At 71.5% G+C, this 20,522-nt stretch carries 19 protein-coding genes; 13 read left to right on the top strand and 6 right to left on the bottom strand.

Features of this window, described 5'->3' with window-relative positions:
- Window positions 1–5 precede the first annotated feature (5 nt).
- Genes BJ963_RS11115 through BJ963_RS11135 form a run of 5 tightly spaced genes read right to left on the bottom strand, consistent with a single transcriptional unit; the run spans window position 6 to window position 5,893 of the window.
- Entirely contained in the window at window positions 6–1,178 is a 1,173-nt protein-coding gene (locus BJ963_RS11115; RefSeq protein ID WP_179456614.1) for a M24 family metallopeptidase, read from the bottom strand.
- A gap of 14 nt (window positions 1,179–1,192) precedes the next feature.
- Window positions 1,193–2,089, bottom strand: coding sequence for an ABC transporter permease (locus BJ963_RS11120; protein WP_179456616.1), 897 nt, complete (start codon window positions 2,087–2,089; stop codon window positions 1,193–1,195).
- The gene (locus BJ963_RS11125; protein WP_018192260.1) at window positions 2,086–3,048 is read right to left on the bottom strand and encodes an ABC transporter permease; all 963 of its coding nucleotides are present in this window, start codon (window positions 3,046–3,048) and stop codon (window positions 2,086–2,088) included. Before BJ963_RS11125 ends, BJ963_RS11120 begins: the two co-directional genes overlap by 4 nt.
- A 20-nt stretch (window positions 3,049–3,068) precedes the next feature.
- The gene (locus tag BJ963_RS11130) at window positions 3,069–4,685 is read right to left on the bottom strand and encodes an ABC transporter substrate-binding protein (RefSeq protein ID WP_179456618.1); all 1,617 of its coding nucleotides are present in this window, start codon (window positions 4,683–4,685) and stop codon (window positions 3,069–3,071) included.
- Window positions 4,685–5,893, bottom strand: a complete 1,209-nt coding sequence (locus BJ963_RS11135; RefSeq protein ID WP_179456620.1) for a membrane dipeptidase — start codon at window positions 5,891–5,893, stop codon at window positions 4,685–4,687. The genes BJ963_RS11130 and BJ963_RS11135 overlap by 1 nt, the downstream gene beginning before the upstream one ends.
- 164 nt (window positions 5,894–6,057) lie before the next feature.
- On the opposite strand from BJ963_RS11135, the gene BJ963_RS11140 reads away from it, so the two are divergent.
- The 6 genes from BJ963_RS11140 to BJ963_RS11165 all read left to right on the top strand — a co-directional run bounded on the left by BJ963_RS11140 (window position 6,058) and on the right by BJ963_RS11165 (window position 12,090).
- Window positions 6,058–7,065, top strand: a complete 1,008-nt coding sequence (locus BJ963_RS11140) for an oligopeptide/dipeptide ABC transporter ATP-binding protein (protein WP_179456622.1) — start codon at window positions 6,058–6,060, stop codon at window positions 7,063–7,065.
- Window positions 7,049–8,116, top strand: a complete 1,068-nt coding sequence (locus tag BJ963_RS11145; protein WP_179456624.1) for an oligopeptide/dipeptide ABC transporter ATP-binding protein — start codon at window positions 7,049–7,051, stop codon at window positions 8,114–8,116. The genes BJ963_RS11140 and BJ963_RS11145 overlap by 17 nt, the downstream gene beginning before the upstream one ends.
- A 190-nt stretch (window positions 8,117–8,306) precedes the next feature.
- Window positions 8,307–9,287, top strand: a complete 981-nt coding sequence (locus BJ963_RS11150) for a Gfo/Idh/MocA family protein (protein ID WP_179456626.1) — start codon at window positions 8,307–8,309, stop codon at window positions 9,285–9,287.
- 120 nt (window positions 9,288–9,407) lie between these two features.
- Complete coding sequence (locus BJ963_RS11155) at window positions 9,408–10,154, top strand: 3-hydroxybutyrate dehydrogenase (RefSeq protein ID WP_179456628.1); 747 nt, start codon at window positions 9,408–9,410, stop codon at window positions 10,152–10,154.
- Window positions 10,151–11,041, top strand: coding sequence for an alpha/beta hydrolase (locus BJ963_RS11160; RefSeq protein WP_343037263.1), 891 nt, complete (start codon window positions 10,151–10,153; stop codon window positions 11,039–11,041). The genes BJ963_RS11155 and BJ963_RS11160 overlap by 4 nt, the downstream gene beginning before the upstream one ends.
- Window positions 11,038–12,090, top strand: coding sequence for an alpha/beta hydrolase (locus BJ963_RS11165; RefSeq protein WP_179456632.1), 1,053 nt, complete (start codon window positions 11,038–11,040; stop codon window positions 12,088–12,090). The genes BJ963_RS11160 and BJ963_RS11165 overlap by 4 nt, the downstream gene beginning before the upstream one ends.
- Before the next feature lie 114 nt (window positions 12,091–12,204).
- On the opposite strand, the gene BJ963_RS11170 is transcribed toward BJ963_RS11165, so the two are convergent.
- Window positions 12,205–12,813: a TetR/AcrR family transcriptional regulator gene (locus BJ963_RS11170; RefSeq protein WP_179456634.1), complete on the bottom strand. Its 609-nt coding sequence runs from the start codon at window positions 12,811–12,813 to the stop codon at window positions 12,205–12,207.
- A gap of 78 nt (window positions 12,814–12,891) precedes the next feature.
- On the opposite strand from BJ963_RS11170, the gene BJ963_RS11175 reads away from it, so the two are divergent.
- From BJ963_RS11175 to gap, 7 genes are all read left to right on the top strand, one after another.
- Complete coding sequence (locus BJ963_RS11175) at window positions 12,892–13,926, top strand: agmatine deiminase family protein (RefSeq protein WP_179456636.1); 1,035 nt, start codon at window positions 12,892–12,894, stop codon at window positions 13,924–13,926.
- A complete protein-coding gene (locus BJ963_RS11180) occupies window positions 13,923–15,638 on the top strand; it encodes an amidase (RefSeq protein WP_179456638.1) in 1,716 nt (571 codons plus the stop codon). The genes BJ963_RS11175 and BJ963_RS11180 overlap by 4 nt, the downstream gene beginning before the upstream one ends.
- A 219-nt stretch (window positions 15,639–15,857) precedes the next feature.
- Window positions 15,858–16,478, top strand: coding sequence for a M15 family metallopeptidase (locus tag BJ963_RS11185; RefSeq protein WP_089907964.1), 621 nt, complete (start codon window positions 15,858–15,860; stop codon window positions 16,476–16,478).
- A gap of 39 nt (window positions 16,479–16,517) precedes the next feature.
- Entirely contained in the window at window positions 16,518–17,951 is a 1,434-nt protein-coding gene (argG, locus tag BJ963_RS11190; protein WP_089907962.1) for an argininosuccinate synthase, read from the top strand.
- Between the two features lie 45 nt (window positions 17,952–17,996).
- On the top strand, window positions 17,997–18,428 hold the full coding sequence (locus BJ963_RS11195; protein ID WP_089907959.1) for a MarR family winged helix-turn-helix transcriptional regulator: 432 nt from the start codon (window positions 17,997–17,999) through the stop codon (window positions 18,426–18,428).
- The gene (locus BJ963_RS11200) at window positions 18,425–19,369 is read left to right on the top strand and encodes a helix-turn-helix domain-containing protein (protein ID WP_179456640.1); all 945 of its coding nucleotides are present in this window, start codon (window positions 18,425–18,427) and stop codon (window positions 19,367–19,369) included. The genes BJ963_RS11195 and BJ963_RS11200 overlap by 4 nt, the downstream gene beginning before the upstream one ends.
- 145 nt (window positions 19,370–19,514) lie before the next feature.
- Window positions 19,515–20,513, top strand: a complete 999-nt coding sequence (gene gap, locus BJ963_RS11205) for a type I glyceraldehyde-3-phosphate dehydrogenase (protein ID WP_179456642.1) — start codon at window positions 19,515–19,517, stop codon at window positions 20,511–20,513.
- Window positions 20,514–20,522 lie beyond the last annotated feature (9 nt).

A 20,522-nucleotide genomic window follows, 5' to 3' on the forward strand; every position in this document is an offset into this window, starting at 1 on the left:
GCGGTTCAGAGATCGATGGTGCAGTGGTCGAGGTCGCGGGGGAACGAGGTCAGCGGCCTCGCGCCGTCCTCCGTGACCAGCATGGAGTCCGAGATGCGGTAACCGGCGTGACCGGGGATGTAGATGCCCGGTTCGTTGGAGACGATCATGCCCGCCTCCAGCAGTGTCGGGTCGCCGTCCTCCAGCCATGGCGGCTCGTGCATCCCCAGCCCGATGCCGTGCCCCTGCCGGTGGCGGAGGAACTCGCCGAGTCCCGCCTCGCGGATGACGTCGAGGCAGTCCGCGTTCGCCTGCCGGCATTCGCGGCCGGGCCGGATGGCGGAGGCACCGGTGGCCTGCGCGAGCCGGACGGCGTCGTGGTAGCGGCGCTGGTCGGCGGTCGGCTCGCCGAGGACGAAGGTGCGCTCCCCCTCGACGAAGCGGCCGCCGACCGCGCAGCCGAGCGACAGCATGAAGGTGTCGCCGGGCTGCAAGCGGTAGCCGGACGGCAGACCGTGCGGGTACGCCGAGTTGGCTCCGGCATAGACCAGGCCGCCCGCCAGCGGCGACACCACGACGACGTCGTCGTGCCCGGCGTACATCGTCGCGACGCCGACACCGCCGACGTGCGAGGCCAGCTCGGCCTCGCTCGGCAGTTCGCCGCCGGCCGCGACGCGTTCGCGGATGAGCGCGACGCCGGATTCGAGCATCCGGTCGGTGATGCGGGCGGCCTCGGCGTGGAGGGCGATCTCCTCGGGCAGCTTGACGTAGCGCGCCACCGTGACCAGCGCCGTCGGAACGGCCTCGGCCGCGTCGAGCTCGGCGAAGGCGGCGGACTGCCGCTCCCACGTCATCCCGGTCGAGAATCCGACCCGGCCGGCGCGGCCCACCCGGTCGGCGAGCGCGCGGAACGGCGGAACGACACCGGGGAACTCGGGGAACGACACGACATCGGCCCGGGCGGACTCGCGTTCCGCGTTCTCCCGCTCCAGCTCGGGGACGAGGAGGACGGTGTCGCCGTCGGCGTCCATCCACACGGCGACGGGCCGTTCGCTCGGGTGGTGGAAGAAGCCGGTCAGATACGCCACGTCCTCCGGCGAGTCGGTCAGCAGCGCGTCGAGCCCCTCGGCGGCGAGCCGCGAGCGGACGCGGTCCTGGATGCGGTCGAGCGCCTCGGCGGTCAGGCGGGTGCGGAACACGGGTCTCCTTCCGGTCAGCGACGTCGCGACTTGGGGTTGCGCGCGTCGTTGTAGGCGATCGACAGCAGCGTCGCCGAGAGCACGAGCAGCAGGATCGCGATGGACGGGAACAGAGTCAGCCACCAGGCGGACGACATCGCGCCCGACTGCTGCGCCTCGTAGAGGATGCGTCCCCACGACCAGACGTTGGGGTCGCCGAGCCCGAGGAACGCGAGCCCCGCCGCCGAGAGCACGGCGCGCGATGCGGTGACGACGACCGAGACGACGATGACGGGGGTGACCGCCGGGACCACGTGCCGCACGATGATCCAGAGCGGGGACGAGGTCATCAGCCGGGCGGCGTCGACATACGGCAGGCGCACGACGGTCAGCGCCTGCGACCGCACGAGGCGGGTGACCTCCGGCCAGGAGAAGGCGGCGACGACGAGGATGATCGTGGTGGTGCTCGGGCCGACCAGCGCGGCGATCAGGATCATCAGCGGGAGGACGGGGAGCGAGAGCGTCAGGTCGACGACGACGCTGATGAAGCCGTCCAGCCGCCGGAAGTAGGCGCCCGCGACCGCGACGATCGTCCCGACGACGATCGCGATCGCGGACGCGGCCACCGCGACCAGGATGCTCTGCTGCGACCCCCAGACCACCTCGCCGAACACATCCCGGCCGAGGCTGTCGGTTCCGAACCAGTGGGCGCCGCTCGGCGGCGCGAGCACGGGGTCGCCGTAGCTCGGCGGGTAGGGCGCGATGAGCGGTGCCGCGATCGCGACGATGGTGAGCAGGATGAGCACGCCGAGCGCGAGCATCCCGAGCGGCTCGCGGCGGAACGCCCGCCAGGTCTGCGCGGCCGCACGGCCGTTCTCCAGCGCGACCGGCTCGATGCCGACCGCGGCCTCGGTGACTGCTGCCTGGGTCATGCCTTCTTCACTCTCGGGTCGAGGAATCCGTAGACGGTGTCGGTGATCATGTTCGCCACGACGACGGTGATGGCGAGCATCAGGAACGCGCCCTGCAGCACCGGGAAGTCGAGCTGCGTGACCGCCTCGTAGATCCCGCGGCCGATGCCCGGGTAGGCGAACACGGTCTCGGTGAGCACGGCGCCGCCGACCAGGAACCCGAGCTGGAGCCCGATCAGCGTCGTGGTGGGGAGCAGGGCGTTCCGCAGGGCGTGCTTCCAGAGCACGCGGCGGTACGGCAGCCCGTTGGCGCGGGCGAGGGTCGTGTAGTCCTCCCCCAGCGCGTCGATCAGGGTGGAGCGCATGGTCAGCACGTAGGAGCCGAGCTGCACCAGCATGAGCGAGACGGCGGGCAGGATGAGGTGGCTGGCGACCGAGCCGTACCAGGCCATCCCGTAGGCGTCCTGGTCGTACGCTCCGCCGATCGGCAGCCAGTGCAGCATCAGCCCGAACACGAACAGCAGCAGGACGCCGATGCTCGGCACGAAGATGGACTGCCCGGTCACCCCGACGATCTGCACGACCTTGTCGAGGAAGCGGCCGCGGTGGGAGGCCGCCAGCACCCCGAGCGGGATGCCGACGGCCACCGTGAGCACCAGTGCGGTGCCGGTGAGCAGCAGCGTCCACGGGAGTCGCTGCATCAGCACGTCGAGCACAGGAATCGACTGCGTGAACGAGACCCCCAGGTTTCCCTGGACGAGCTGCCACAGATAGATGCCGTACTGCACGATCAGGGGTTGATCGAGCCCGTACTGCTGGAGCAGGGCCGCCCGCGTGTCCTCGGTCATGTTCGGGCTGGCGACCGCCAGCGCCGGGTCTCCGGGCAGCAGACGCAGCAGGAGGAACGTCACGGTCACGGCGAACCAGATCGTGAGCACACCCCTCCCGAGCCTCGGGAGCAGGAACAGGAACCGGGACACGCGGGTCGGCCTCGCTTTCGTTACTTGCCGGTCGGGTGCGCGCTGGCGACCGAGACCGGGTTGACGATGGACAGCAGCTCGCTGGGCTTCGAGACGAACCCGGTCCACTTGGAGCTGGACGCGAAGTACAGGTTCTGCGTGTACATGATGTTGTCGTACACGTTGTCCCGCACGATCTTCGCGGCCTCCCGCATCAGCTTCACCTTCTCCTTCTTGTCGGTGGTCGCGGCGCCCTGGGCGATCAGATCGTTGAGCTTCGCGTCGTCGACGTAGGTGTAGTTGATGGCGCCTCCGGGGAGGTAGGCGAGCGTCATGTTCGTCACCGGGTCGTCCATGATGGCGAAGTTGCCGGCGTAGATGTCGAAGTCGCCCTTGTTGGTCATCGCCAGGTAGGTGTTCCGCTCGGTGCCCTGGAGCTCGATCGGGATGCCCGCCTTCGCCGCGCTGTCCTTGACGAGGGTCGCCCACTGCGAGGTGACGCTGTCCTGGAGGGAGTAGATCAGCCGGAACTTCACCGGGAACATCCCGTCGGAGCCGGCGGTGTAGCCCGCCTTCTCCATCAGCGAGCGCGCCTCGTCGGTGTCGAAGGAGTACTCCTTGATCGACTTGTCGTAGTAGTCCTTCAGCACCGGCATCAGCGGGCTCGACCCGGTCGAGACGGCCTGCCCCTGCAGCACGACCTTGCGGATCGCGTCGTAGTCGACCGCGTGGGCGAGCGCCTGACGCACCTCGAGCTTCGCGAGCGCCGGGTTCTTCATGTTGTAGGTCATGTGGGCGTAGCCCAGGCCGACCGCCTCGGTGACCGTGATGCCGCTCGTCGACTTGAGCTTCGCGACCTGCGCCGGGGGCAGCGCGTTGGCGATCGCATCCACCTCGCCGCTCTGCAGCGCCAGGATCTCGGTGTTGACGTCCGGGAAGACCCGGTAGACGACCTTGGCGGAGAGCGGCGTTCCGCCCTCGACCAGCGGGTAGTCGTCGACGCGGTCGAGCGTGTAGCTCTGCCCCACCTGGACGGCCGACAGCTTGTACGGACCGGCGCTGACCCAGCCGCCGTCCTTGCCGTCGTTCGGGAAGGTGGCGACCGATTCGGCCTTCTCGAAGACGTGCTTCGGGACGATGTTGCCCCAGAAGCCGATCTCGTCGACGATCGAGGAGTCCGGCTTGGTCAGGGTGAACTCGACCCGCGTCTTCGAGACGGCCTTCGCCGTGTCGAGGTTCGCGAGCTGGCCGTAGAAGGTGCCGGAGGGCTTGTCCTTCTTCACCGCGTTCATCGTCCACGCCACGTCCTCGGCGGTCAGCGGCTGGCCGTCGCTCCACTTCATGTCGTCGCGGATCTCGTAGTACCCGGTGGTGTCGTTGACGTAGCCCCACTTGGTGGCGAGCTGCGGCTTCTTCGAGCCGTCGTTCGCGATCTCCAGCAGGTGCGGGTACATCAGGTTGGTGATCCAGTAGTCGCTCCGGCTGTTGCCGACGAGCGGGTTGTAGTTGACGACATCGGTCGTCGTGGCGATCGTGAGCGTCGCCGAGCCGGCCGTGGCGGTGCTCGCCGCGGGCGGTGCGCTCGGCGCGCACGCGCTGAGCGTCAGGGCTGCGACGGCGAGAGTGGCCGCCGCGACCGCGATCTTCCGTGGGCGCATCAGACCCACACCTCCTTCAGGACCCGAAGAGTGTTGCCACCCACGACGGCGCGGATCTCGTCGTCGGAGTAGTCGTGCTTCACCAGCCAGCCGATGATGTTGTAGAACTCCTCGGCCGGGTTCTCGATCCCGTCGACGTACTCGACCTTCTCGTACTCGACGTGGCCGTGCGCCTGCCCGAGGGACAGGTTGGACGAGAAGGCGTCGTGCAGTCCGACGTGGTCGCCGAACAGGGTGTCCGGTCCGAAGCTGACGTGCTCCAGGCCGACGAGGTCGACGCAGTACTGGAAGTGGTCCATCACCGACTCCAGGGAGTGGCGCGGGTGCTCCGGCGACAGCGTCGTGTGCGGGGCCGCCTCGATGCCGATGACGCCGCCGCGCTTCGCGCACTCGACGATCGTCTCGTCGGTCTTCATGCGGTTGGTCGGCCAGACGCTGCGGGCGCCCGCGTGGGTGATGAAGACGGGCTTCGTGGAGGCCTTGATGGCATCCACCGCCGTCCGGTCGCCCGAGTGGGAGACGTCGATCGCGATGCCGAGCTTGTTCATCCGCTCGACCGCGCGCTCGCCGAAGTACGTGAGCCCGCCGTCGCCGCGCTCCTTGAGGCCGGAGCCGAGGGTGTTCGCCTCCGAGTAGGCGATGCCCATCTGGCGGACGCCGAAGCCGTACAGCACGTCGAGCCGGTCGACCTCGTTCTCGATCATGGTCGACGCCTCGAGCGCGAAGATGTGGGCGATCCGCCCGGTCTCGGCGGCGTACTCGATGTCCTTGATCGTCTCGCCCTTGGTGACGAAGTCCTGGTGGGCCAGGTCGGCCATGCGGACGCCGAGGTCGAAGAGCACGTCCTGGTACTTCCAGCCGGCGTCGCTCGAGATGCAGCAGGTGCCGTCCATCCCGTTGTCGAACACGGCGGTGAGACCGGAGCGCGAGAGGCCCTGGTAGCCGGTTGGTTCGCGGCCCTGGCGGATGTGGTCGCGGAGCTGCGTCATGTCTTCGGGGAAGACCTGCACGTGGTCGTGCAGCGAGATGACCGTCGACTCGGCGAGGAGGCGCGTGGTGCGCTCCTTCTGCGCGTCGCTGAGGTCGAGGCCGGCGTACTCGGGCACCCGGTTGATCTGCTTGGCGTAGCGGAACTCGCGGTAGTCCTTGCCGGCCTCCAGGTAGTCGTAGGCCGTATAGCCGGTGTAGCGCGGGGAGGGGTCGAGCACGCTGTCTCCTTCGTCCTGGTGAGGGTTGGCCGCTGCGCAATCAGGCGCAACAGCAGCCAATCTCGCGGATATCCGGCAGCTGTGTCAACATTGATTTGAAAATTCGGCACGGATGTTTCCTGATTGAAACATTCCGGAAACGACTCACATGCGAGGATGTCGACGTGGACACATCGAACGCGCACAGCACCGACGTGCTGCAGGTACGCAATCTCTCCGTGGCCTTCACCGGCGGCGGCCCCGACATCCCCGCGGTCCGCGAGGTCGACCTCCGCGTCGGCCGGGGCGAGTTCGTCGCACTCCTGGGCGAGTCCGGCTCCGGCAAGTCCGTCACGGCGCGCGCGATCATGGGGCTGGGCGAGGAGAACACCCGCGTCACGGCCGACGTGCTTCGGCTCGGGGACGTCGACCTGCTCTCCATCGGCGAGGAGGCCCGCAGGCGGCTCCGCGGCGAGCGCATCTCGCTCGTCCTGCAGGACGCCCTGTCGGCGCTCAACCCGGTGATGACGATCGGCGACCAGATCGGCGAGCTCTTCCGCGTGCACCGCGGCGCCGGCCGCAAGGAGGCGCGTGCCCGCGCAGCGGAACTCCTCGCGCTCGTCGGGATCCCCGCCCCGGAACGCCGGGTCGACGACTACCCGCACCAGTTCTCCGGCGGCATGCGCCAGCGCATCCTGATCGCCATGGCCATCGCCCTGGAGCCGGAGCTGCTCATCGCGGACGAGCCGACGACCGCGCTGGACGTGACGGTGCAGGCGCAGATCCTCGACCTGCTGGGATCGCTGCGCGACCGGCTCGGGATGGGCGTGCTTCTGATCACGCACGACCTGGGCGTCGTGATGGAGGTCGCCGACCGGGTGGCCGTGATGTACGCCGGGCGGATCGTGGAGTCCGGCGACGCCGACACCGTGTTCGCGCGCCCCGCGCACCCGTACACGGAGGCGCTGCTGCGGTCGGTTCCGCAGGCGGCGCAGCGCGGGTCGGATCTGCTCACCATCCCGGGGTCGCCGCCCAGCCCCGCCCGCGTCCCCTCGGGCTGCTCGTTCCATCCCCGCTGCCATCTCGCCGTCGAGGCCTGCCGCAGCGTCCGTCCCCCGCTCGAAGAGGTCGCCCCCGGTCGGCGTGCGGCCTGCATCCGATCCGAGGAGCTCATCGGTGAACTCGTCCGCTGACACCCGTTCCGTCATCGACCCGCTCGCCGAGCGCGGGGACGCCCCGGACGCCGAGGTCGTCCTCAGCGCGCAGGGCCTGGTGCGCCGCTTCGCGACAGGGTCGGCTCTGCGGCCCGCGACCGTCTCGGCGGTCGACGGCATCTCGCTCGACCTCCACGCCGGCGAGATCCTCGGCATCGTCGGGGAGTCGGGATGCGGCAAGTCGACGCTCGCGCGCATGCTCGTCGGCCTCGAGCGCCCCGACGGCGGCACCCTCTCGTACCGGGGCACCGACGTGAGCCGCGGACGCCGGCGCGACCGCAAGCGCCTCCGCGAGGGGGTGCAGATGATCTTCCAGGACCCGTACGCCTCCCTCGACCCGCGCATGACCGTGCTCGACATCGTCACGGAGCCGATCGCCGCGGCCCACGCGATGGGCCGTTCGGCGCGGCGGGCCCGGGCGGTGGAGCTGCTGGAGCTGGTCGGGCTCGGCGAGGACATGCTCACCCGGTTCCCGCACCAGTTCTCCGGCGGCCAGCGCCAGCGCATCGGCATCGCGCGCGCCCTGGCACTCGACCCGGACGTGCTGGTCTGCGACGAACCGGTGTCCGCGCTGGATGTGTCGGTGCAGGCGCAGGTGATCAACCTGCTCGGCGACATCCGCCGCCGGCTCGGAGTGTCGATCGTGTTCATCGCGCACGACCTGTCCGTCGTCCGTCACATCGCCGACCGCGTCGCCGTGATGTACCTCGGCCGCATCGCCGAGCTCGGCGAGACCGACGTGCTCTACGAGAGCCCGTCGCACCCGTACACGCAGGCCCTGCTGTCGGCAACGCCGACCGCCACCCGCGAGGGCCGCGGCCGGCTGGCGCAGCGCCGCATCCTCGCCGGCGAGCCGCCGTCGCCGGTGGACCCGCCCTCCGGCTGCCGGTTCAACCCGCGCTGCTGGATGGCGACCGATGAGTGCCGGACGGCGGTCCCCCCGCTGCGTCCGCTGCACGGACCGGGCATCCCGCTGCGCGAGGTGGCGTGCCACCACGCCGAGGACGCGGTCGGCATCCCGGTCGCGTGACGCCGCACCACGTCTCGCCCGCCCCGTCACCCTCCGTCCCCAGCCGTGCGCGAAACGGAGGACTTCCGACCCGCCGCGGCCAGAAACTCCTCCGATTCCGGCTCCTTGATGGCGCGCCGGGGCGTTTCTCCTCCCTTTCCGACGACGGCAGCGGCCGACCGACCGACCGACCCGTCGGTACGATGACCGCATGACGACCTCCTCCCCCACGTGGGGCATCCTCGGAACGGGCGGCATCGCGGCCGCCATGACCCGCGACCTGCAGCTGGACGGCCACACCGTCGCCGCGGTCGGCTCCCGAACCCCGGAGGCTGCCGCACAGTTCGCCGCCGCGCACGCCGTCCCGCGCTCCCACGGCAGTTACGAAGACCTGGTCGCCGATCCGGACGTCGACATCGTCTACATCGCGACGCCGCATCCGCAGCACGCCCCCAATGCCCTGCTCGCGCTGGCGGCCGGCAAGCACGTGCTCGTCGAGAAGCCGTTCACGATGAACCAAGCCGAGGCGCAGCAGATCGCGGACGCCGCGCACGCGGGCGGCCTCATTGCGCTCGAGGCGATGTGGACGCGGTGGCTGCCCCACATGGAGCGCCTCCAGGAGATCATCAGCGACGGCACCCTCGGCGACCTGCGCTCAGTCGTCGCCCACCACGTCCAGCTCACGAACCCCGACCCGGCCGCCCGGATGCTCAACCCCGCTCTCGGCGGCGGCGCACTGCTCGACCTCGGCATCTACCCGGTGTCGTTCGCCTGGGATGTGCTGGGCGCGCCGAACCAGGTGCTCGCACTGTCGACGCCGACCGCGACCGGCGTCGACCGCCAGACGTCCATCCTGCTCGGTTACGAGAGCGGCGCTCAGGCGGCCCTCACCACCGAGCTGGACGCCGCGGGCGACAACAGCGCCACCGTGATCGGGACGGACGCCCGCGTCGAACTCGCCGCGACCTTCTTCGCCCCCACCTCCTTCCGGGTCGTCGACGCGAAGGGCCACGTCATCGAGACGTACGAGTCGCGCATCGACGGACGCGGGATGCAGTACCAGGCGCGCGCGATCGAACGGCTGATCGCGGCGGGCGGCGGAGAGGATGTGCGCCTGCCGCTCTCGCAGTCGGTCGCGATCATGGGCACGCTCGACACCATCCGGGAGCGCATCTGCCTCGTCTACGGCTGAGGCGCGGCCGAGCCGACCGCCGCTCTTCCCCGTTCCCGACGCGCAGCGTTAGAGTGCGCGTGGAGCGCACGGCGATCCGCGGCCCGCAAGCCGCTGGCCCGGCGGGAAGGAGCGTCGACGATGACCGATCTCACGGGGAGGCGCGCGCTGGTCACCGGCGGCGCCAGCGGCATCGGGCTGGCCTGCGCCGAGGCGTTCGCAGCCGCCGGCGCCCGGGTGACGATCGCCGACCTGAACGGCGACGCGGCGCGCGCGGTCGCGCAGCGGCTCGGCGGCGACGCGTGGGAGGTCGACCTGTCGAAGACCGGCGAGCTGGCCGGAGCGGCGGTGGATGTCGACATCCTCGTGAACAACGCCGGCATCCAGCACGTCCGCCCGATCCCCGAGTTCGAGCCGGAGACGTTCGCCCTGATGCTGCGGATCATGGTGGAGGCGCCGTTCCTCCTCATTCGTGCGGCGCTGCCCGGAATGTACGAACGGGGTTTCGGCCGGATCGTCAACATCTCCAGCGTGCACGGACTGCGGGCGTCCGAGTTCAAGTCGGCGTACGTCACGGCCAAGCACGCCCTGGAGGGGCTCTCGAAGACGACCGCGCTCGAAGGCGGGGCGCACGGCGTCACCTCCAACTGCATCAACCCCGGTTACGTCCGCACCCCGCTCGTGGAGAAGCAGATCGCCGATCAGGCGCGTCTCCACGGCATCCCGGAGGACGAGGTGGTCGAGAAGGTGATGCTGACGGAGGCGTCGATCAAGCGCCTGGTGGAGCCGACCGAGGTGGCCGGTCTGGCGCTGTGGCTCGCGGGAGACGACGCGGGGATGGTCACCGGCGCGAGCTACACGATGGACGGCGGGTGGAGCGCGCGGTGAGCACACGGGCGGGCTACGCGCCGTTCACGGTCCCGGTGGCCGGCGGCGACCTCGCCGGCGGTGTGTGGCACCCGGACGCCGAGGGGATGCCGATCCTCGCCGTCCACGGGATCACCGCCAGCCACCGCGCCTGGCTGCTGGCCGCCGACCGCCTGCCGCGCCGGCGCCTGATCGCGCCCGATCTGCGCGGGCGCGGGCGCAGCTCCGGCCTCCCCGGACCGTTCGGGCTCGTCCAGCACGCCGACGACCTGGCCCGGGTGCTGGATGCGCTCTCCCTCGACCGCGTCGTCGTCGCCGGCCACTCCATGGGCGCCTTCGTCGCGGTCCGCTTCGCCGAACGCCACCCGGACCGGGTCGAGCGGCTGGTGCTGATCGACGGCGGCCTGCCCCTCCCGCCTCCGGAGGGCGTCGCGCCCGAGGACGTGCCCGCCGTCGTGCTGGGCCCCGCGATCGAGCGCCTGCGGATGCGGTTCGCGTCGCCGGAGGAGTATGAGGCGTTCTGGCGGCGGCATCCGGCGATCGGTCCGTGGTGGAACCCCGCGATCGCCGACTACGTCGCCTACGACCTCGTCGGGGACGCCCCGGAGCTCCGGTCGAGCGCCGACGCCGAGGCCGTCTCCGTGAACGCGCTCGAACTCGACGGGTCCGCCGGCTACGCCGAGGCGCTCGCCTCCCTCCTGCTTCCGATCGACCTCGTGCGCGCTCCCCGCGGCCTGCTGGACGGACCGCCCCTCTACGACCCCGCCGTCGTCGCCGAGTGGCACGAGCGGCTGCCCGGGATGCGCATCCACGAGGCCGACGACGTGAACCACTACACGATCCTGATGACCGATGCCGGACTTCGGCAGGTCCTCCCCGTGCTCGACCCGAAGGAGACACCCCGATGAGTGGAACGCTGCTGCCCGGCATCGACGCCCGCGCCGTCCGCACCTCCCGCTACACCGCCAACGTGCTGGAACGCCCGGCCACGGGCGACCCTCTCCGCACCGTGCTGTTCGTGCACGGCAACGTCTCGTCGTCGCTGTTCTGGCAGCCGCTCATGCTGTCGCTGCCGGAGGGCGTGCGCGCCATCGCGGTCGATCTCCGCGGGTTCGGCGACAGCGAGACCCTCCCGGTGGATGCGACCCGCGGCGTCCGCGACTTCTCCGACGATGTCGCGGCCGTCGCCGACGAGCTCGGCCTCGGCGCCGTGCACGTGGTCGGCTGGAGCCTCGGCGGCGGCGTGGTCATGCAGCTGCTGCTCGACCGGCCGGACCTCGTCGCGAGCCTGACCCTGGTCTCCCCCGTCTCGCCGTACGGCTTCGGAGGGACGGCCGCCGACGGCAGCCTGCTGAATGCGGATGCCTCGGGCACGGGCGGCGGCGGGGCCAACCCGGACTTCGTGGCGCGGCTCGCCGCGGGCGACACCGGCGAGGAGGCGCCCACGTCGCCGCGCGCCGTGTACCGCTCCTCGTACGTCGCGCCCGGCTTCGTCTCCGAGCATGAGGACCTCTGGGTGGAGTCGATGCTCTCCACGGCGACCGGGCCCGACAACTACCCGGGGGATTCGACGCCGTCCGAGCACTGGCCGGGGTTCGCGCCGGGCACCCGCGGCATCCTGAACACGCTGGCCCCGACGTACTTCGACACCTCGGGCATCGTGGATGCGCCGGCCAAGCCGCCCATCCTGTGGATCCACGGCGCGGTCGACGCGATCGTCGGCGACGCGTCGTTCTTCGACCTCAACCAGCTGGGCGCCGCGGGCATCATCCCGGGATGGCCGGGCGACCAGGTCGCTCCGCCGCAGCCGATGCTCGCGCAGACGCGGGCCGTGCTCGACCGCTACGCCGCGGCCGGGGGCACCACGCGCGAGGTCGTGTTCGAGGACTGCGGGCACTCCGCCCACATCGAGAAACCGGACGAGTTCCGCGCCGAGCTGCTGGCCTGGATCGGCTGACGCCCCATCCCTCCCCCAACCGCTCGACCCGAGTTCCGACATCATGTCACCGCTCGGGGCGGATTCAGGCAACGAGTCACGACTCGCCTGAGCAGGGGATTCGGCGGAGCGGATTCAGGCGGCGAGCGTGCCGCGGCGCAGGCCGAGGAGGCCCTCGACGGCGTGCGCCAGGACGGGCCCGCGATCGCCGCCCGCTCCCCAACGCACCAGGGCCTGCGCGTTGAGGCCGTCGATCATCCCGAGCAACTGCCACGCGGCCTGCGCCGGGTCGTCCGTGTGGAAGACGCCGGCGGCGACCCCGCGCTCGACGACGTCGAGGAGGAGCGCCTGCCAGGCGTCCATCTGGTCGCGCACCGCCGCGGCGAGCGCCTCGTTGCGCCGGCCGAGCGCCCACGCCTCGACCCAGACGAGCGTGACGTCGTCGCGCGTGCCGTCCAGCAGCGTGCGCAGCAGCGCGGCGAGCCGGGCCGTCGGGTCGTCCTCGCGGCCGAGGAGGGCGCGCACCTCATCCAGCTCGGCGGCGACGACCGCGGTGAAGGCGGATGCGACCAGCTCGTCCATCACCGGGTGGTAGTGCGCGACCAGGGCGGGAGCGACCCCGGCGCGGCCGGCGACGCCCCGCATGGTCACCGCGGTGAGCCCGTCGGCGAGCGCGAGGTCGCGCGCGGCAGCCGAGAGCTCTGCGCGGCGCTCCGCGGGCGGGCGGCGGGGTGCTCTTGACATGGTCCGCCCAGTATAGGTACGGTCGCCTCAGATATTGATCATTCGATCAACAATCGTCGCCGACCGCGGAGGACACCGATGACCTGGCGCATGCCCGCAGAGACCGCACCGCACGAGCGCACCTGGATGGCCTTCCCCCGCACCGGCCTCACGCTCGGCGACGACGCCGCATCGGCCGAGGAGGCGTACGCCGCGTGGACGGCCGTCGCCCACGCCGTCGCCGAGTTCGAGCCGGTCACGATGGTCGTCGACCCGAGCGAGCGCGACCGCGCCCGCCGGATGCTCGGAAGCCACATCGAGCAGGTCGAAGCTCCCCTCGACGAGTTCTGGATGCGCGACTTCGGCCCCACCTTCGTGGTCGACGACGACCGCCCCGGCGTGCTCGGAGCCGTCGACTGGACGTTCAACGGCTGGGGCGACCCCGAGTGGGCGGAGTGGCACACGTCGGCCGAGATCGCCCGGTTCGTCGCCGAGCGCACCGGCGCCGAGCTGATCAGCTCGCTCCTCGTCAACGAGGGCGGCGGCATCCACGTCGACGGCGAGGGCACTGTGCTGCTGACCGAGACGGTCCAGCTCGACCCGCGGCGCAACCGCTACGCCGACAAGGAGCGTGTTGAGGCCGAGCTCGCCCGCACGATCGGCGCGACGCACGCGATCTGGCTGCCGCGCGGCCTCACCCGCGACTACGACGACTTCGGGACGAACGGCCACGTCGACATCGTGGCCACCATCCCCGCCCCCGGGCGGCTGCTGCTGCACACCCAGCGCGACCCGGAGCACCCCGACCACCAGGTCTCGCGCGAGCTGCACGCCCTGCTCTCCGGCACGACCGACGTCGCCGGCCGCAGCTGGGACATCATCGACCTGCCCGCCCCCGCCACCCTCCGCGACGAGGAGGGCTTCGTCGACTGGAGCTACGTCAACCACCTCGTCGTCAACGACGGCATCGTCGCGTGCGGCTTCGGCGAGGAGCGCGCGGACGCCGAGGCGACGGAGATCCTCGAGGCGGCGTATCCCGGCCGCCGGGTAACGATGGTCGACTCGCGCCCGATCTTCGCGCGCGGCGGCGGCATCCACTGCATCACCCAGCAGCAGCCCGCGGTGAGCGCATGACGTTCGATGTCGTGGAGGCGCCCATCGCGGATCTGCGGCGGGCGCTGGAGGCCGGGGCGACCACCAGCGAGGAGCTGGTCACGGCGTACCTCGCACGGATCGATGCGTACGACGCGGCCGGCCCGCGCCTCAACGCGGTCGTGGTCCGCAACCCGGACGCCATCGCGGAGGCCCGCGCCTCCGATCTGCGGCGCTCGCGCGGCGAGACGCTCGGACCGCTCGACGGCATCCCGTACACGGCGAAGGACAGCTACCTGGCGCGCGGGCTCACCGCGGCGGCGGGCTCACCGGCCTTCGCGCAGCTGATCGCCCAGCGGGACGCGTTCACGATCGAGCGCCTGCGCGCCGGGGGCGCCATCCTGCTCGGGCTCACCAACATGCCGCCGATGGCGAACGGCGGCATGCAGCGCGGCGTGTACGGCCGCGCGGAATCTCCGTACAACGCCGACTACCTCACCGCCGCGTTCGGCTCGGGGTCGTCGAACGGCTCCGGCACGGCCACGGCGGCGAGCTTCGCGGCGTTCGGCCTCGGCGAGGAGACCTGGTCGTCGGGCCGGGCCCCTGCATCCAACAACGCCCTGTGCGCCTACACGCCGTCCCGTGGCGTGATCTCGGTGCGCGGCAACTGGCCGCTGGTGCCGACGATGGATGTGGTGGTGCCGCACACGCGCACGATGGCCGACCTGCTCGAGGTGCTCGACGTGATCGTGGCCGACGACCCGGAGACCCGCGGCGACTTCTGGCGCGCGCAGCCGTGGGTTCCGATCCCGCGCGCGTCGGAGCTGCGGCCCGCGTCGTACCCCGCTCTCGCCGGTAGCGTCCCGCTGGCGGGGCGGCGGTTCGGGGTGCCCCGGATGTACATCAACGCCGACCCGGAGGCCGGCACAGGCGAGGGCGGACCGGGCGGCCGCGGCGGCATCGGCGGCGCGACGGGCCGCCCGATCGAGACCCGCGCATCCGTCATCGCGCTGTGGGAGCGCGCCCGCCGCGACCTGGAGGCGGACGGGGCGACGGTCGTCGAGGTCGACTTCCCGGCGGTGACGAACTACGAGGGCGACCGGGCCGGCGCGCCGTCCATCGCGACCCGCGGCCTGGTGACCCCCGCGTTCCTCCGGCGCGAGATCGTGGACCTCTCCGCGTGGGCGTGGGACGACTTCCTCGCCGCCAACGGCGATCCGGCCCTCCGCACCCTGGCCGACGTCGACGGCGCACGCATCTTCCCGCACCCCGACGGCGCTCTGCCCGATCGGTACGACGGGTTCGAGGACGACATCGCCGACTACCCCGCCTGGGTGCGGGCGCATCCCGGAATAGCGCTGTCCGACATCCCGGAGCTCGCCGACGGCCTGCGCGGACTCGAGCAGACCCGGCGCGTCGACCTGGAGGAGTGGATGGACGGCCTCGGTCTCGACGCCGTCGTCTTCCCCGCCGTCGCGGATGTGGGGCCGGCCGACATGGACGTGAACCCGGCGTCCGCCGACCTCGGCTGGCGGAACGGCGTCTGGGTCGCGAACGGCAACCTCGTCCCGCGTCATCTCGGCATCCCCACCGTCACCGTGCCGATGGGGACGATGGACGACATCGGGATGCCCGTCGGCCTCACCTTCGCCGGCCGCGCGTACGACGATTCGGCGTTGCTCGCGCTGGCGTCCGCCTTCGAGCGCCTCGCGCCGTGCCGCACCGCTCCCCCGCGCACGCCCCGCCTCCCTTAGCCGGATACCCTCGCGCGAGCCACTGCGCGAAACCCCGCGCCAGCCCGAGCGTCCTCCACCGCGCACATTCGTCACGAATGGTCGCCATTCGCGCCGAATGACGACCATTCGTGACGAATGCGGACGGGATCGGCGGGGGCGCGAGGTCGTCCGCTGGGGGGACCCGGATGCGCCCCGAGACGGACGCGAGCGACCGCCCGGCACTGCGAGCGTTGAGGCATGCACCCAACAAAGCGCCTCGTCGGCGTCGCCTCCGCCCTCCTCCTCGCCGTCGCCCTCGCCGGATGCTCGACGACCGGCTCCGGCGCTCTGGCGCAGACGGTGGGCGCTCCGGCGACCGTGCCCGGAGGCGGATCCGCGGGGAGCGGCGGGAGCGGCGGTCCGGGAGCCGTCGGCCTCACCGACGCCGACGGCTACATCCCCGACGGAACCTCCCTCCCCCTCGAGAGCGACCGCCCCGCCGTCGCCCATCTCGACCCGGACCTGCTGGCGGCGCTCCGTCATGCGCAGTCCGCGATGCGGCAGGAGGGCGCCGGCTCCGCCATCACCATCGCCGACGGCTGGCGCTCCGAGCGCTACCAGGAGCACCTGTTCGCCCAGGCGGTGAAGCAGTACGGCAGCGAGGAGGAGGCCGAGAAGTGGGTGAAGCGCGGCAGCGACTCCGCCCACGTCCGCGGCGAGGCGGTCGACATCGCCGACGCCGGGGCGATGGACTACCTCAACCGCTTCGGGGCCGAGTGGGGACTCTGCCAGGTCTACGCGAACGAGGCCTGGCACTTCGAGCTGCGCACGGCGCCCGGCGGAACCTGCCCAGCGCAATCCCTCGACGGCCGCGGCTGACCGCTCTTTTCAGGATGTGCGCCAAGTAAGCTGGATGCCGTGTCCAAGGTTCTGAGCAGTCTGCCCGTCGGTGAACGAGTCGGCATCGCGTTCTCGGGAGGGCTCGACACCTCCTGCGCGGTCGCCTGGATGCGCGAGAAGGGGGCCGTGCCCTGCACGTACACGGCCGACATCGGCCAGTACGACGAGCCCGACATCGACGCCGTCCCCGGCCGCGCGAAGGAGTACGGCGCCGAGATCGCCCGCCTGGTCGACGCCAAGCGCGCCCTGGTCGAGGAGGGCCTGATCGCGCTGCAGTGCGGCGCCTTCCACATCCGCTCGGCAGGCAAGACATACTTCAACACCACCCCGCTCGGCCGCGCGGTCACCGGCGTCCTGCTGGTGCGCGCGATGATGGAGGACGGGGTCGAGATCTGGGGCGACGGCTCCACCTACAAGGGCAACGACATCGAGCGGTTCTACCGCTACGGCCTCATCGCCAACCCGCGCCTGCGCATCTACAAGCCGTGGCTCGACGCCGCGTTCGTCGAGGAGCTCGGCGGCCGCACCGAGATGAGCGAGTGGCTGGTCGCGCGCGGCTTCCCGTACCGCGACCCGAGCGAGAAGGCGTACTCGACCGACGCGAACATCTGGGGAGCCACCCACGAGGCGAAGCGCCTCGAGGAGCTGGATGCCGGCCTCGACATCGTCGACCCGATCATGGGCGTCGCCGCGTGGCGCGACGACGTCGAGGTCGTCCCCGAGACGGTGTCCGTCCGCTTCGAGGCCGGCCGTCCGGTCGCCATCAACGGCGTCGAGTTCGACGACCCGGTGGCCCTGGTGCTGGAGGCGAACGCGATCGGCGGCCGCCACGGCCTCGGCGCGTCCGACCAGATCGAGAACCGCATCATCGAGGCCAAGAGCCGCGGCATCTACGAGGCGCCGGGCATGGCTCTGCTGCACATCGTCTACGAGCGGCTGCTCAACGCCATCCACAACGAGGACACGGTCGCGAACTACCACAACGAGGGCCGCCGCCTCGGCCGCCTGATGTACGAGGGCCGCTGGCTCGACCCGCAGTCCCTCATGCTGCGCGAGTCGCTGCAGCGCTGGGTCGGCTCGGCGATCACCGGCGAGGTCACCGTGCGCCTCCGCCGCGGCGACGACTACACGATCCTCGACACCACCGGGCCCGCGCTCAGCTACCACCCGGAGAAGCTGTCGATGGAGCGCGTCGGCAACTCCGCCTTCGGCCCGGGCGACCGCATCGGCCAGCTGACCATGCGCAACCTCGACATCGCCGACTCCCGCTCGCGGCTCGAGCAGTACGCGGCGGCCGGGCTCATCGGGGGCCCGACCGGCGCGCTGGTCGGCGAGCTTCAGGAGGGCAGCGCCCGCGCGATCCTCGAGGGCGTCGAGCCGGTGGATGCGGAGCTCTCGCGCGAGATCGACCTCAGCTCCGAGGGCGCAGCGTTCGACTCCGGCACCGACTGAGCGGCGGGCGCCGCGGTGGGCGCCCGACATCCGTACGATGAGGGTATGGATGCCAACCCGGCGGAAGCGGAGGAGCACCGCCCCGAGAACTGGCCGCTCGGCCGGCTGCTCGGCGCCGCCTCCCGTGCCGTCGAGCGCGCCTGGGCGGATGCCCTCGAGCAACGCGGCCTCACCCATGCGGGCCTGATCGTGCTGCATCTGCTCGAACTCGGCTTCGACTCGCAGTCGGACCTTGCCCGGATGGCGCACGTCGAGCCGCAGACGATGTCGCGCACCGTCGACCGCCTGGAGCGCGAGGGCCTCGTCACCCGCGCTCCCGACCCGGGCGACCGGCGCCGCCACGTCCTCGCCATCACCGACGCCGGACGCTCGGCGTTCGAGGGCGTGCGCGGGCTCGAGGACGAGGTGTTCCCGGCGGTCGACGACCCGGCTGCATTCCGCGCGGCCCTGTTGCAGATCGTCACCGCGCGGCCGTGAGCGCCAACCACGTCGTCGCGGTGCTCGTGCTGGAGGGCGCGAAGCCGCTCGACGTCGGCATCCCGGCGCAGGTGTTCTCGAACCGGCCGAGCATGCCGTACGAGGTGCGGGTGTGCGGACCGGCACCGGGGCTGATCGCCGGCGGCGACGGGCTCTCGTATCACGTGGCGGAGGGCCTGGAGGCGCTGGAGCAGGCCGATACCGTCTTCGTCCCCGGCTATCGCACCCCGGCGACGACCGACCCTCCGGCCGCGGTGGTGGATGCGCTGCTCGCCGCCCACGAGCGCGGTGCACGCCTGGCGGCGATCTCGACCGGCGCGTTCGCCCTGGCGGCGACCGGCCTGCTCGACGGGAAGCGGGCCACGACGCACTGGCACTACACGCGCCGGCTGGCCGCGCGCTATCCGCTGGTGCGGGTGGACGAGAACGTCCTGTTCGTGGACGAGGGCGACATCCTCACCTCGGCCGGGGCCGCCTCCGGCATCGACCTCTGCCTGCATCTCGTCCGGCGCGATCACGGCGTCGGACTCTCCAACCGCGTCGCGCGCCGTCTGGTCGCCGCGCCGTATCGCAGCGGCGGCCAGGCGCAGTTCGTTCCGCGGAGCGTGCCGGAGCCGCTCGGCGACCTGTTCGCGGAGACGCGGGAGTGGGCGCTGGCGCACCTGGCCGAGCCGCTGACGCTGGAGGCGCTGGCCCGGAACGCGCGCGTGTCCGCCCGCACGTTCTCGCGGCGGTTCGTCGAGGACACCGGCTACACACCCATGCAGTGGGTCCTCCGCGCCCGCGTCGATCTGGCGCGCGAGCTGCTGGAGCGGTCGGATCTGGGCGTCGACCAGATCGCGGCGCAGGTCGGTCTGGGCACGGCCGCCAACCTCCGGCTGCACTTCCACCGGATCCTGGGGACATCGCCGACCGAGTACCGGCGCACCTTCTCGGCCTGAGGCCGCGTCGCCTCTGCGGCGTGGCGCGATCCTTGCGCATGCTGGCATTCCTTCTGGCGGGATGCTTGCGCACCATGTCGTGCCAGCCACTTTCGACCGGCGCGACGAGCCCGGAACATGGATGCGGTCCCACGAAAGGAACAGCATGACCCGCATCGCCATCAACGGTTTCGGCCGCATCGGCCGCAACACCCTCCGCGCCCTCCTGGAGCGCGACTCCGACCTCGAGGTCGTCGCCATCAACGACCTGACCGCTCCGGCCGCCCTCGCGCATCTCCTGAAGTACGACAGCTCCCTCGGACGCCTGGGCCGCAGCGTCGAGGTCGACGGCGACGCCCTCGTCGTCGACGGCCGCCGCATCCGCGTGCTGGCCGAGCGCGAGCCCGCCGACCTGCCGTGGGGCGAGCTCGGCGTGGATGTCGTCCTCGAGTCCACCGGCCGCTTCACCTCGGCCGACGCCGCCCGTGCGCACATCACCGCCGGTGCGAAGCGCGTGCTGGTGAGCGCGCCCTCCGACGGGGCGGACGTGACCCTGGCCTACGGCGTCAACACCGACGCCTTCGACCCCGCGCAGCACGTCATCGTCTCCAACGCCTCCTGCACGACGAACGCGCTCGCACCGCTGGCGGCCGTCCTGGACGACCTCGCCGGCATCGAGCACGGCTTCATGACCACCGTCCACGCGTACACGCAGGAGCAGAACCTGCAGGACGGCCCGCACCGCGACCTGCGCCGCGCCCGTGCCGCCGCGGTCAACATCGTCCCGACCACGACCGGCGCCGCCAAGGCGATCGGCCTGGTGCTCCCGCAGCTCGACGGAAAGCTGTCGGGCGACTCCATCCGCGTGCCGGTCCCGGTCGGCTCCATCGTCGAGCTGAACACGACCGTCGAGCGCGACGTCACGCGAGACGAGGTGCTCGCCGCCTACCGTGCGGCCGCCGACGGACCGCTGCGCGGCATCCTCGACTACGCGGACGAGCCGCTGGTCTCCAGCGACATCACCGGGCAGCCGGCGTCGTCGATCTTCGACGCGGCGCTCACCCGCGTCGACGGGCGGCACGTCAAGGTCGTCGCCTGGTACGACAACGAGTGGGGCTTCTCCAACCGCGTCGTCGACACCCTGGAGCTCCTGGCCCGTTCCTGATCCCGGTGA

Origin of the sequence: Leifsonia soli (assembly GCF_013408745.1) — a bacterium.
In the GTDB taxonomy this organism is placed as follows: domain Bacteria; phylum Actinomycetota; class Actinomycetes; order Actinomycetales; family Microbacteriaceae; genus Leifsonia; species Leifsonia soli.

Bases quoted from the DNA above. Each gene is read 5' to 3' on its own strand.
- BJ963_RS11120 (WP_179456616.1), bottom strand. From the start codon at position 2,089: ATGACCCAGGCAGCAGTCACCGAGGCCGCGGTCGGCATCGAGCCGGTC.
- BJ963_RS11130 (WP_179456618.1), bottom strand. From the start codon at position 4,685: ATGCGCCCACGGAAGATCGCGGTCGCGGCGGCCACTCTCGCCGTCGCA.
- BJ963_RS11150 (WP_179456626.1), top strand. From the start codon at position 8,307: ATGACGACCTCCTCCCCCACGTGGGGCATCCTCGGAACGGGCGGCATC.
- BJ963_RS11155 (WP_179456628.1), top strand. From the start codon at position 9,408: ATGACCGATCTCACGGGGAGGCGCGCGCTGGTCACCGGCGGCGCCAGC.
- BJ963_RS11165 (WP_179456632.1), top strand. From the start codon at position 11,038: ATGAGTGGAACGCTGCTGCCCGGCATCGACGCCCGCGCCGTCCGCACC.
- BJ963_RS11170 (WP_179456634.1), bottom strand. From the start codon at position 12,813: ATGTCAAGAGCACCCCGCCGCCCGCCCGCGGAGCGCCGCGCAGAGCTC.
- BJ963_RS11175 (WP_179456636.1), top strand. From the start codon at position 12,892: ATGACCTGGCGCATGCCCGCAGAGACCGCACCGCACGAGCGCACCTGG.
- BJ963_RS11180 (WP_179456638.1), top strand. From the start codon at position 13,923: ATGACGTTCGATGTCGTGGAGGCGCCCATCGCGGATCTGCGGCGGGCG.
- BJ963_RS11185 (WP_089907964.1), top strand. From the start codon at position 15,858: ATGCACCCAACAAAGCGCCTCGTCGGCGTCGCCTCCGCCCTCCTCCTC.
- BJ963_RS11195 (WP_089907959.1), top strand. From the start codon at position 17,997: ATGGATGCCAACCCGGCGGAAGCGGAGGAGCACCGCCCCGAGAACTGG.
- gap (WP_179456642.1), top strand. From the start codon at position 19,515: ATGACCCGCATCGCCATCAACGGTTTCGGCCGCATCGGCCGCAACACC.